The following is a 12810-nucleotide window of genomic DNA, read 5'->3' as shown; positions in this document are numbered from 1 at the left end:
TTTGTCTCACAAGAAACTATTATACACACTTCTTAATTCGAAGTCAACAACTTTTTAAAATTAATTTCCAAAGTGTTTTGATGTTTTATTTATCTCTCGCTCACAAGATATAACTATACACGCTAAATACCCTTTACTCAAGCATAAAAATTACACCAAAACACTCAATACTCTCAAATATACTTAATTCTCAACATATTCTTTTAGTTTTTCGTATATTTTTTCAGCATCTTTATATCCTTGTTTGTATAAAGCATCTAATTTTCTAGGATTTTTCTCGATTCTATCTACAGATAATGAATCAGAAGGTCTGATAACAAACAAATTACCTTTCTCTTCTTCCGCTTCTATCCATTCTAAAGTCTGATTATAATGTTTATATCTTATCGCCATTAAATGATTGATTTTAGGATATGCTTTCAATCTGAATACTTTTGAAAATTTACTTTGTTTTTTACGATAGCCTTTCGGTCTTGTCAAAATCAAAACATTTTTCTTATAGCCTTCTTCAATTGCTTTATCAATCGGAATAGGATTGACGATACCACCATCTAATAATGTATGACCTTTATATTGAACTGGGTTGGCCATCATTGGTAAAGAACTTGTTGCCTCTAAGGCAGTCAATATAGAGCCTTCTGTTTCTTTCTTATTGAAATAAACCGCTTCTCCTGTGTCACAATCTGTCGTTACAACAACAAACTCTTCCTCTGCTTGATCAAACTTTTCAAAGTCAAAAGGTTCCAAGTAAGTCGGTATATGATGATACACAAAGTCCATACCAAATATCTCTTTATTTTTTACATAATTTGATAACGAAATATAACGCTTATCTTTAATGTATTTTGTTGTGACACGATGATTGCGTCTAAATTGTCGAGATATATAGCTTGCAGCCATAGATGCGCCTGCTGAAACGCCAATATTATATTTAAAATATAAATCTTTCTTAATGAAGAAATCTAGCACACCAGCTGTGTACATACTTCTCATTCCGCCACCTTCTAATATTAATGCTGTGTCTTTTATCATAGTTACACTTCTTTCTATACTATTAGTTGAATGAAAGCGAGGCTGAGACATTATTCATTGTCCCAGCCTCAAATATCGTTATTAAATTTCTGTTCTTCCAGTTATAGCTTTCGAAAGTGTTACTTCATCAGCGTATTCTAAATCTCCACCTACTGGTAGACCATGTGCTAGTCTAGTTGTCTTGATACCAATCGGTTTAACAAGTCTAGATATATACATCGCTGTTGATTCACCTTCTATATTAGGATTAGTCGCCAATATAATTTCTTCGGTTTCATCATTCTTCAATCGTTCTAATAACGAAGGAATATTAATATCTTCAGGTCCAATACCTTCCATTGGAGATATCGCACCATGCAATACATGGTATAACCCTTTATATTCACGCATTTTTTCCATAGCTATGACATCTTTAGAATCTTGAACAACACACACAACTGAACGGTCTCTTTGTTTATCTTGACATATATGACAAGGGGAAACATCCGTAATGTGTCCGCAAGTTTCACAATAAGTCAGTTCTCTCTTAACATCTACGAGAGATTTGGCAAAAAGTACAACGTCGTCTTCCTTCATATCTAATACGTGGAAAGCTAAACGTTGTGCAGTCTTCGGACCTATTCCCGGCAATTTCATAAAGCTATCAATGAGTTTAGATATTGGTTCTGGGTAGAACATCATTACATCATTCCAGGAATGTTTAGACCTTTTGTATGTTTACCTAAACGATCTGCTGTTACATCATCTGCTTTAGATAAAGCGTCATTTGTTGCTGCTAATACTAAATCTTGTAACATTTCAATATCTTCAGGGTCTACTACATCTTCTTTAATGATAACGTCTAACACTTCTTTATGACCAGAAACAACGACTGTAACCATACCGCCACCAGCTGTTCCTTCGATTTTTTCTTCTTTTAGCTTTTCTTGTTCCTCAGCCATTTTCTTTTGCATTTTTTGCATTTGTTTCATCATTTGTTGCATATTTCCGCCACCGCGCATAATTTCGTCCTCCTAATTTCTAATTTATACATTTAAGATTATTAATTTTTGTCATATTTATTATACATGCCTTTAGAGGTGATGTCATGTATTACTCATCCGTAACATGTACGGTATCTTCACCAAACAACTCTTGAGCCTTCTTTACAACATCCGCTTCTTCTGGCTTTTCTTCTTGCTCAGCTTCACCTTGAGCCGTATTCGCTTTTTTAGATTGAATATACTGTTGACGGACTTGTAACCATTGCGAATTTGGTACGCCAACAACTTTTACATTCTTGTTAACTATCTCGCATACAATCGCTTCGATATGATTTCTTTTTTCATCATTCTTATTCACGATTTCACAATGAATATCTTCATCAAATTTCACGAGCACATGGTCTTCACTTGCTGCAACAGGTTCCGAGTTTAAGAGAAGACTGACTAGCGCTCTTTGCTCTTTCTCTTTAACCGATTCTATCACTGCTTGCCATTTTTCTTTAAGTAAATTCAAATCATCACGATTAGCATGGTCAAGCACACGTTCGATTTGTCGAATAGAGAAGACATGCTTAGATTGTTTACGAGGGATATTTTGTTTATTTTCAACTGGTTTAGCCTTTTGACTTACACCGTTTTGAGCTAGTTGCTGAATCGTCGCTTCAAGTTGTTGGATTTTATCCATCACTTCACTAGAGCCAGCGTTTTGATTTGAACTAACAGAAACCGTTTGTCCGTTATTGTTCTGATCAATTAATTCCGTTAACTTAACGATTAGTATTTCTATATGAACATTTTGGTTAATTGCAAATCTCATTGAAACTAATGTGTCGTTAATACAATCAATCATTTTGTACATTGTATTTAAGTCTACTTGATTCAGTGCGTGGTCGTCTTCAACTTTTTCAGTTGTCTTAGCGACAATTGAATCTCTTATGAAATAAATCATATCATTTACAAGTCTATTAACTTCTTTACCCGCAGAAATAAATTCATGATACCTAGTAAAAGCTTGTTTAATATCTTTAGCAACCATGTCATTAAACAAAGCATTTAAAGCCGCTTTATCTACACTACCCGTTACATTTAAAGCATGTTCGAGTGATAAGTGCCCATCTCCAAAAGCTATTGCTTGGTCCATGATACTTAATGCATCTCGCATACCACCTTCTGAAACCTGAGCGATAAATGCCAAAGCTTCTTCTTCGTATGTAATATTCTGCTCATCTGCGACAAACGCGAGTCTGCTTTCTATTTCACCAGAATGGATGGCTTTAAAATCAAATCTCTGACATCTAGATATAATAGTAGGTGGTATCTTGTGAGGTTCAGTAGTTGCGAGTATAAAAATAGCATGACTTGGCGGTTCTTCAAGTGTCTTTAAAAGTGCATTGAAAGCACCTGTTGTAAGCATGTGCACTTCATCTATAATATAGACTTTAAATTTAGATTCACTTGGTGCATATTTTACTTTATCTCTAATATTACGAATTTCATCTACACCGTTATTACTAGCAGCATCAATTTCAATGACATCTGAATTTGTTCCTTGTGTAATGCCTTTACAAATCGCACATTCATTACAAGGTTCCCCATTCGTATTCTCTGTACAGTTAATTGCTTTAGCGAAGATTTTAGCAATACTTGTCTTACCAGTTCCACGTGGGCCATTAAACAAGTAAGCATGTGATTGCTTTTCTTTTTGGATGGCGTTTCTTAATGTTTTTGTGACATGTTTTTGACCGACAACATCTGCAAATGATTGCGGTCTATACATTCGATACAAAGCCTGGTAGTTCAAAGTGGCACCTCCAAAATTTAATAAGATATTGGCTATATTATATCATGAATCAATAGGTACACCCTATTATTAATTATCAAAAGCTTCTGGATAATGAACTGTGCCTTTAATTTCTTTTGTAGGGTGATCCCATAAATATTTAAACATGAAATTTTCATCTGGCACTTCAAATGGTGGGTATATATTAAACTCTGACGCTGCATGATAACCTAATTTATGATAATAAGCTGCATGACCTAGTACGACTACACCGACATAGCCATTTTCATAAGCTCTATATTCTAAAGCTTCTATTAATGCTTTCCCTATTCCTTTATTTTGATACTCTGGCAAAACAGAAACAGGCGCAAGCGCTAATACTGTATGTGTTTCTTCATCAGAACTAACGGTGACTTCTGACATCATTGCATGCCCCAGAATTTTGCCTGATTCTGTCTTCGCTACAACTTCAAGTTCTGCATTATAATTCATTGATTTTCGTATTTTACCGATTAATTCGTGTTCTGTTCCATCAGAATAACGTTCATTTTTGAATGCTTCTTTAACGACTTCTTTAGCTAATTCATATTCCGATTCTATGATCGTTCCAATTAGTAATTGGGTCATGTATAAAATATCCTCCTGATATAAGAAAAAGGGTGACCGCGGTCACCCTTTTGAATTTATATATAATTTGATAAGTTTATAAAATTTAAAACCGTGCACCTTTGCTTTGAACAAACATCACAAGCGTTACCTCAGTCGTTAGCTAAACTTCGGCTACCCTACGGCACATACAATGATCCACTTAATGCTGCTTCCTTCCGGACCTGACATGATTCATGGGTTTGTATTGCATAGGACCGACGTCTTCAGACACCACGTGCTGAGGGCAGACCTCACAATAATATGTCCGCGGCAAAGGAATTCAGTCTTGCATAAGCGGATTTCAAGTACAGGGAACCGCTACCTCCCCACTTAGCACGGCAATATATATACTACAACAAAATGTTACGATTTGGCAAGAAAAAACTACTTCAATCAAAGTGTTTTATGAATCACCCTGCGAGAAAAATCTACAAACTTGAATTCCGTCGCGATATGTCTTGAAATATTATATTGAAATTTTTCTGCGTTATTAAGATATACAGTACCTCTAACTGTTGCTGTATAAGGCGGATTTAATTTTCCGAAATATAATATTTCATTCTCTGTCATCTTTTCAAATGTAATAGACTTATTCGAGTAACTGATTTCTACATTCATTTCTTGTTCAATAAATTTATAGATAGATTCAGCTGCAACTTCTTCAGTCAGCTTAGGAATAATCTGACATATAAAGTAATCCTCATCCATAATACGCACGGCGTCATCTTTTGTTCTCGTTCTGACAACATGCCACAACTTATCTTGGTCTCTTAACTCAAGCGCATGTTGAACGACAGGAACGTCTTTAGCATCTATAACCTCAAGTAATTCAACTTTAGTTTCATAATCAAGTCCTAATCGTTTATTAATTTCTTGGAAACTCACCATTTCCGATATTGGAAATTGAATAACATCTTCATAAATAACGACAGACCCTTTGCCTCTTAACTTTTGAATATAACCTTTTTCTTGCAATAAATTTAAAGCTTTCCTTACAGTCTCTCTAGAAGTTGAATATATCTTTGTTAATTCATTTTCTGAAGGTAGTTGCTGTAAATGAGCATATTCACCATTTAAAATTTTTTCACAAATAGATTGGTAGATTTTCATATACTTGTTCATGCGTTCACCTCTATACCTTCAACATCAATTAGTCACCACTTACTTTTACGACAAAAGCATCAAATGGTTGCAAAGCGTTACCATTTAAATCATTATTTGCAATCATGATTTCACCCTCTAAATCGATATCTTCTGGGATATCAACGATTTGATCAGAGTAGTTTGCAACAACTAACCAAGTTTCATTATTTAAATGTCTCTTGTAAACGAACAGCTCTGGATGTTCCATATGAAGTGGTTCAACTTCTCCATACGTTATAACATCGTGTTCATGACGTAATTGTATTAACTTTTGATACGTATAGAAAATAGAATCTTTATCTTCCAATGCCGCTTCAACATTAATATGCTTATAATTTTCTGGGATACCAATCCATGGTTCTCCAGTTGTAAAGCCTGCCTCAGCATGTGCATTCCATTGAATAGGCGTTCTAGAGTTATCTCTAGATTTCTGACCTATTACTTTCATAATCATTTGTTCATCCATACCGCGTTCTTTTAATAATTTGTATGCATTAAGTGATTCTACATCTTTATATTGATCAATATCCGTGAAACCTGGATCTGTCATGCCAATTTCTTCACCTTGATAAATATACGGCGTACCTTGAAGCATGTGTAATGATATCCCAAGCATCTTAGCAGATTTAACTCTTTCCGCTTCTGTATCATCTTTACCGAATCTCGTTACGACTCTAGGTTGATCATGGTTACACCAGAAAATAGCATTCCATCCGTTACCTTTTGCGATGTTCACTTGCCAATCCATTAAGATACGTTTCAGTTCAAGAAAATCAAATTTCATATCTGACCACTTTTCACCATCTTTGTAATCTACTTTTAAATGATGAAAATTAAATACACTACTTAACTCATGACGTTCTGGATTTGTATATTTAATACAATTATCAATTGTTGTTGATGACATTTCTCCAACCGTCATAATGTCTTTATTGCCAAATGTTTGTTTATTCAGTTCTTGTAAATACTCATGGACTTTTGGTCCATCTGTATAAAATTCTTTACCGATTGCTGTTGAATTTTCGAAAGCACCTTTGGAAATTAAGTTAATGACATCAAATCTGAAACCATCTACGCCAAAATCAATCCAATAATTAATCATTTCATATATTTCAGCCTTTAAATTGTCATTCTCCCAATTTAAATCAGCTTGAGAAACATCAAACAATCTTAAATAATAACTTTCTGTTTGTTCATCATAAGTCCAAGCATTACCACCGAACTTAGACTCCCAGTTCGTTGGTGGCTCTTCTTTAGTGCCTTCTTTCCAAATATAATAATCACGATAATGATTATCTTTAGACTTGCGAGATTCTACAAACCAGTGATGTGATGTCGAAGTGTGATTGATCACAATATCGAGCATTACTTTAATACCTAAACTGTGCGCTTCATCTAGTAATGTTTTGACGTCTTCCTTTGTACCAAAATCAGGATTAATTTGATAATAATCACTAATATCGTATCCATTATCGTTCATTGGTGATTGATAAATGGGTGTTAACCAAATGTAATCTACACCTAACGTTTGTAAATAAGGTAATTTTTCTATAATACCTGGTATATCACCTTGCCCATTTCCAGTCGTATCATTGAATGACTTTGGATAAATTTGATAAACAACGGACTTCTTCCAATCTGAAACTGCCATATAGGTATACTCCTTTATTTATATATATTATTCTTGAACCATTTCTTTAGCTTTTTCATTAGCAAAGTTTGAAAGCACAATCGTTAGTATAGCTGGTAACACGATCGCAATCAATGTCACAATACCGAACACACCCCAATATTCTCTTTCAATAGAGATAATTGCAGGAACGCCACCTACACCTACTTTACCGATAACACCTGCAGCTCCTATAAAAGCACCTAGCAAACTAGAAGAAATAATTGCTGCAAAGAATGGATATTTCAATGGTAAGTTGACACCAAACATTGCTGGTTCAGTTACACCTAAGAATGCTGAAATACCAGATGTAGCAGCTAAACCTTGTTCTTTAACCATTTTACGTTGTTTATATACTACCCAAGCGCCGAATGCTGCTGAACCTTGACAAATATTAGATATCGCCACAATTGGCCATAAGTACGTGCCGCCTAAAGGACTTCCTATGAGTTGGAAATCTACCGCTAAGAACATATGATGTAATCCTGTAATAACAAGTGGTGCATAGAATAATCCATACACTGCGCCACCTAACCAGCCAGCACTTTCAAAGATTGCTTTAATACCATTCGTAATTAACGTACCTAACTCTAACGCCAATGGACCAATAACGATAAATGCTAAAAATCCAGTAATTAATAACGCGACAGGACCTACTACAAGCATTTTGATAGAATCATGTACACGTTTAGCTAAGAATTTCTCAATAATAGACAATACCCAAGTTGCGAATAATATCGGTAATACTTGACCTTGATAGTTTAATTGCTTAATTTCTAAACCAAATATGTGCCATACAGGAATTTCACTCGATTTACCGCCACCTAAATCATATTGAGAAGCAAGTTGCGGATGTAACAAGATTAAACCTAATACTAAACCTAGAATTGGGCTACCACCAAATACACGCATAGCTGACCAACCAATTAAAGCCGGCAAGAAGATAAATGCTGTACTTGCGATAACGTTAATGATGTTTGCAAAGTCTGCAAGCCATGCATATTGTTGAACAAGTGACTTAGCGCCAAATAAATTTTCTGCTGTTAATACATTGTTTAAACCTAATAGTAAACCTGCTGTTACGATTGCAGGTAAGATTGGAATGAATACATCACCCAACAATTTAATTAAACGTTGAAACGGATTCATCTTCTGTTCAGAAGCTTTCTTCACATCATCTTTCGAACTTTCTTCAACACCTGTTTCTTGTTGGAAAATTTTATAAGCCTCATCAACAGTTCCCGGTCCAATTACGATTTGAAATTGGTTGTTTGCTGAGAAGGACCCCTTCACTAAATCTATTTGATCTAATGCATCTTTATTTACTTTACTTTCATCATTTAATACAAGTCTTAACCGTGTCACACAGTGCGTTGCGGCATTTACATTGTCTTGCCCACCAATAGCATCAATAATCTGCTTTACATCTTCTCTATTCACAGCCATTAAACTCACTCCCCTAACTTTATTTAGTTGAATTATAACTTGTATATACAAGTATGTAAAGGCTTACAATTAATATTATATAAATAATGTAGTATGATTGTGTAAAGGAGGTTTTTCATATGTCTTTTTTAACACATGAATATATCGATCATGACAACGTTGCACTCGATTTTGCAAAAGGAGATTCTATCATTTTCACAAACCATCACCACGAAAAAATATTTGAATCAGCAAGTTTAATTAAATTGCCTATTATGATTTATATTTATGAAAGTACAACTCAAGAAGATAGAAAAGCACTCGTTCAAATCAACCATAAAGTTGGCGGCAGTGGCGTTCTAAAAAATATGAATATCGATCAACTGAGCGTTCAAGATTTAATCTACTTAATGATTGTTGTTTCAGACAATACGGCAACCAATACATTAATTGATCATTTCGGACTTCAACATATCAACTTATTTATTCAAGAAACTTTGCAATGTGAACAAACACAGTTAAATCGTTATATGATGGATGCAGAAGCTATAAGTGAAGGGAAACAGAATACAACATCTTCTCAAGATATGATTCATATACTACGCTTTATTGCAGAACATAAACATCATCAAGACATGATGAACATCATGAATGACCAACATTTAAACGATAAAGTTTCAATCTATCGATCTTTTTACGAAGATACGCTTAATTTTTACACTAAGACAGGTGAGTACGACAACGTTGTCAATGATGTAGGTATTATCCAACATGAAGGCGCGTTATATTATTATTGTTTCTTATCCAACACAAATAAACCCAAAAAGGCGATTGATTTCTCTCACCAATTTGGGTCATATATTATCCAATCTATATTAGATATTTGATAATCGTGCAGCTTTAGCTAATATCTTTTGATAATAACTACCTGATAACTTAATGATTTCGATACTTTTCGGTGTATGCGGCGCATGAATCATCATGTCTTCTCCCATATATATGCCAACATGTGATAGAAAGCCTTTATCTTCCGGTTTACTGAAGAACAGTAAATCACCTGGCAAAAAGTCATGTGATGCTATCGAAACATCCGTCATTGCTTCATATTGTTCATCAGCATCTCGGGGGATGTGGAAGTTTTGACTTTTGTACATTTGGAAACATAATCCCGAACAATCATAGCCATAACTAGACATCCCTCCCCATAAATAAGGTAAGTCTAAAAAGCGCTTCGCATTTTCAATGACACCTGCCATTGTACCAATTTCGAATGCGCCAGATTCATCACTGAATTCTACATCATTCGCACTAATAAGCCCTTTGCCTTCAGGTGTGTCAACTTCAATAAAAGGCTCATCTTTCTTAATAATAGGTAAAATCGTATTAAATGACAGAATTTGTTTCGTTGTAAAATCTAAATTAAACAATGTCGTCTTAGGTACATTAACACGAAGGCGTGGATGTGTATCGTACGCCTTCATCTCACCTAATTGACTCGTCGGAATAAATCCTGGATATCCTTTTGGATTCTGTTTAGACGGTTGTTCTAAACAGATAACGTAACTCCAACCATCTTGTTCTTCTACGACTTCTACTTTTTCGCCATAGAGAATTTGCGTATCTATTCTACTATCTTCCGTAAAAGATAATTTCTGTTCTAAATTAAGTTCAAGTAACCAACGTTGAATATCTGCTGGATACATGATACCGTCTCTATCAATTTCTCTAGCTTTATCAAAGCTTCTCCATATTGTCCCGACATTTACTCTGCAATATTTAATCATGAGCTCACCTTCTTATATAAAGATTCACGATCTATTCCTAACCCTGTACCTTCTGAAACGGTTACTTTAGCACCTTCATAAGTAATACCACCTTCAACTTGTCGCTCAACTACCATTAAAGGCGCATCAAAATCAACACGGTTCACTTGTTCTGCTGCTAAACTAAAATGCAAAGCTGCCGTTACAGATACATGTGTTTCCATCATACATCCAACCATGCAAGGTATCGCTTCACCTTTAGCAATATCATGTATTTTTAAAGCTTGATGAATACCACCAGTCTTCATCAGTTTAATATTCCATATATTTGTTGCACCAACTTCTACAAGTCTCTGTGCATCATGTATACTAAATAATCCTTCATCTACCATTAAAGGTATTTGAAATTCTTGAGATAACTCACCTAGTACCTTATACTCATATCTTCCAACAGGTTGTTCAATACTCTCAATATTCAAATCTGCTTCATCAAAATGTTTCAATGCATGACGTGCACCTTTTTCATCCCATGCTTGGTTTGCATCCGCACTTAAAATAACCTCACTTGGTAAAGAAGAACGTAATGCTTGTAATCTATTTAAATCTGTAGAGACATCGTCTTTACCCACTTTTATCTTCAAATGGTTAAAGCCATCTTCTACATATCGCAAACCATCTTCTACCATTTCGTCAGCATCATTTAAACTCACGGTATAACAAGTTTCTAACGATTTATTTCCCGGGTTATGCTTGATATATTGATATAAAGGCAATTCTGCTTCTTGAGCTAATAAGTCATAAAGCGCGATATCTATAGCAGATTTAGCACTTGTATTACCTACGATGACTTGATGAATTTCATCTAGTAAGTCTTTCGTTAATGGTCGGTTAATTAATAGTGGCTTAAAGACTTCTTCAATCGCAGCTTCTATACCACCTTTTGTATCACCCGTAATAACATATGTAGGTACAGCTTCACCAACACCTATAACATCTTCATAATTCGTTTCAATAAATACATATATACTTTCAATCACTTCTACTGTTCTCAGTGCTGTTTTGAAAGGTTTCTTCAAAGGCGTTTCATATCTATAGTATTTTATATCTGTTATAAACATATAACTTCCCCTTTATTCTATAATTACACCTGACGCTATATTTAATACTTTATTGTCCACATCTAATGTAGCTTCTGTTCCAAACGGTATCGCAAAATGCGGCGTGCAATGTCCAATATTCAAATCATATACTGCCGTTTTATTTAATGGCGTTATAAAATCATCTAACACTTCTTTCATCGTTAAAGATTTCTTTGGATTTTTAGGCTCGCTATCTGTGAATGGCCCGAAAATAAATCCAGAAGCATCATTTAACTTGCCAGCAGATTTGAGTTGTTGTAAAAATCCGTCTACCTTATAAGGCACTTCACCAATATCTTCTATAAATAAAATTTTGCCCTTAGTATCGATTTCATATGGTGTTCCTAAACTTGAAACAAGTAAAGATAAACAACCACCAACAATTTCTCCTTCAACGCGGCCACCAACCAACGATTTAAACGTTAATTGATCTGTAGGATAAGACACAGCTTCACCATTAAATAACTGCTCAAAGCTTCCAATAGAAATCTCATTATAAGTATCTCCTATATCTGATGCGATCATAGGACCTTGAAATGTTACCAATCCCGTTTGTTGTCTAATAGCATTGTGTAAGCATGTAATATCACTATATCCCCATATAATTTTAGGATGTGCTTTTACAAGATTATAATCAATACGTTCTACAATTCTAGGTGTACCATAACCACCGCAAGCACATATTATGCCTTTCACTTCATCATTTTCTAACATGTCATGCAAACTATCTAATCGTTCATCATCCGTTCCCGCTAAATGACCATGAACGCGGTCTATATTTTTCGCTAGTTTAAACCGAATACCATATCTCTCTTCTAAAAGTTTCAACCCGTTCTTTAAATGCGTTTGGTTCGGCGGACTCGCTAATGCTACAACACCCACCACATCTCCTCTATTTAATCCCTTTGCTTTCATTAAGACACGACCTTTTATCAGAATATTCTTATATTATAACAAAGTTGTTATCCTTTTGTGAAAACAAAAGAAATTGTCATAATCGCATGACGATATGAGGTTGGAATTAGGTTCGAGTGAGGTTGGAGTTAGTTTGGAGTCCGGTCCGAGTAACTGTCATTATTCGGAATTCTGGTAATTAGAATGCTGTAACTTCCATTATTTCGAATTCTGGTAATTAGATAGGCGCTCATTTACGGACATTTCTCAGAATTCTGTCCCTAACAGCACCTCTTACGGACACTTCTCAGAATTCTGTCCCTAACAACACTTC

At 34.9% G+C, this 12810-nt stretch carries 12 protein-coding genes and 1 other RNA gene; 1 reads left to right on the top strand and 12 read right to left on the bottom strand.

Annotation, left to right across the window (positions count from 1 at the left end):
• Positions 1-183: 183 nt before the first annotated feature.
• From ACJTHF_RS11705 to treP, 9 genes are all read right to left on the bottom strand, one after another.
• Positions 184-1032, bottom strand: a complete 849-nt coding sequence (locus ACJTHF_RS11705; RefSeq protein WP_078354892.1) for a patatin family protein — start codon at positions 1030-1032, stop codon at positions 184-186.
• Between the two features lie 81 nt (positions 1033-1113).
• Positions 1114-1710, bottom strand: a complete 597-nt coding sequence (gene recR / locus ACJTHF_RS11700) for a recombination mediator RecR (protein WP_232157077.1) — start codon at positions 1708-1710, stop codon at positions 1114-1116.
• Between the two features lie 2 nt (positions 1711-1712).
• Positions 1713-2033: a YbaB/EbfC family nucleoid-associated protein gene (locus ACJTHF_RS11695; RefSeq protein ID WP_048540322.1), complete on the bottom strand. Its 321-nt coding sequence runs from the start codon at positions 2031-2033 to the stop codon at positions 1713-1715.
• A 91-nt stretch (positions 2034-2124) separates the two neighbouring features.
• Entirely contained in the window at positions 2125-3816 is a 1692-nt protein-coding gene (gene dnaX / locus ACJTHF_RS11690) for a DNA polymerase III subunit gamma/tau (RefSeq protein ID WP_058590791.1), read from the bottom strand.
• A gap of 69 nt (positions 3817-3885) precedes the next feature.
• Positions 3886-4422: a GNAT family N-acetyltransferase gene (locus ACJTHF_RS11685; RefSeq protein WP_075578196.1), complete on the bottom strand. Its 537-nt coding sequence runs from the start codon at positions 4420-4422 to the stop codon at positions 3886-3888.
• Between the two features lie 91 nt (positions 4423-4513).
• An RNA gene (gene ffs / locus ACJTHF_RS11680) (signal recognition particle sRNA large type) lies at positions 4514-4782 on the bottom strand.
• A gap of 54 nt (positions 4783-4836) precedes the next feature.
• On the bottom strand, positions 4837-5565 hold the full coding sequence (gene treR, locus ACJTHF_RS11675) for a trehalose operon repressor (protein ID WP_058590789.1): 729 nt from the start codon (positions 5563-5565) through the stop codon (positions 4837-4839).
• A 28-nt stretch (positions 5566-5593) separates the two neighbouring features.
• Positions 5594-7237: an alpha,alpha-phosphotrehalase gene (treC, locus tag ACJTHF_RS11670; protein ID WP_058590788.1), complete on the bottom strand. Its 1644-nt coding sequence runs from the start codon at positions 7235-7237 to the stop codon at positions 5594-5596.
• Between the two features lie 27 nt (positions 7238-7264).
• Positions 7265-8701, bottom strand: a complete 1437-nt coding sequence (gene treP / locus ACJTHF_RS11665; protein WP_106417480.1) for a PTS system trehalose-specific EIIBC component — start codon at positions 8699-8701, stop codon at positions 7265-7267.
• A gap of 119 nt (positions 8702-8820) precedes the next feature.
• Here treP and ACJTHF_RS11660 point away from each other — a divergent pair, with 119 nt between their 5' ends.
• On the top strand, positions 8821-9567 hold the full coding sequence (locus tag ACJTHF_RS11660) for a serine hydrolase (protein WP_058590786.1): 747 nt from the start codon (positions 8821-8823) through the stop codon (positions 9565-9567).
• On the opposite strand, the gene ACJTHF_RS11655 is transcribed toward ACJTHF_RS11660, so the two are convergent.
• From ACJTHF_RS11655 to ACJTHF_RS11645, 3 genes are read right to left on the bottom strand one after another with little or no spacing between them, the layout of a single operon-like run.
• Complete coding sequence (locus ACJTHF_RS11655) at positions 9556-10464, bottom strand: C40 family peptidase (protein WP_084756629.1); 909 nt, start codon at positions 10462-10464, stop codon at positions 9556-9558. The genes ACJTHF_RS11660 and ACJTHF_RS11655 overlap by 12 nt on opposite strands.
• Positions 10461-11561: a dipeptide epimerase gene (locus ACJTHF_RS11650; RefSeq protein ID WP_078354886.1), complete on the bottom strand. Its 1101-nt coding sequence runs from the start codon at positions 11559-11561 to the stop codon at positions 10461-10463. The genes ACJTHF_RS11655 and ACJTHF_RS11650 overlap by 4 nt, the downstream gene beginning before the upstream one ends.
• A 12-nt stretch (positions 11562-11573) precedes the next feature.
• A complete protein-coding gene (locus ACJTHF_RS11645) occupies positions 11574-12497 on the bottom strand; it encodes a S66 peptidase family protein (protein ID WP_107603260.1) in 924 nt (307 codons plus the stop codon).
• Positions 12498-12810 lie beyond the last annotated feature (313 nt).

This window comes from Mammaliicoccus sp. RAM2 (assembly GCF_045897195.1).
In the GTDB taxonomy this organism is placed as follows: Bacteria; Bacillota; Bacilli; order Staphylococcales; family Staphylococcaceae; genus Mammaliicoccus; species Mammaliicoccus sciuri.
Note: the sequence above shows the minus strand (reverse complement) of the source record. Positions and strands in the feature narration are given on the sequence as shown.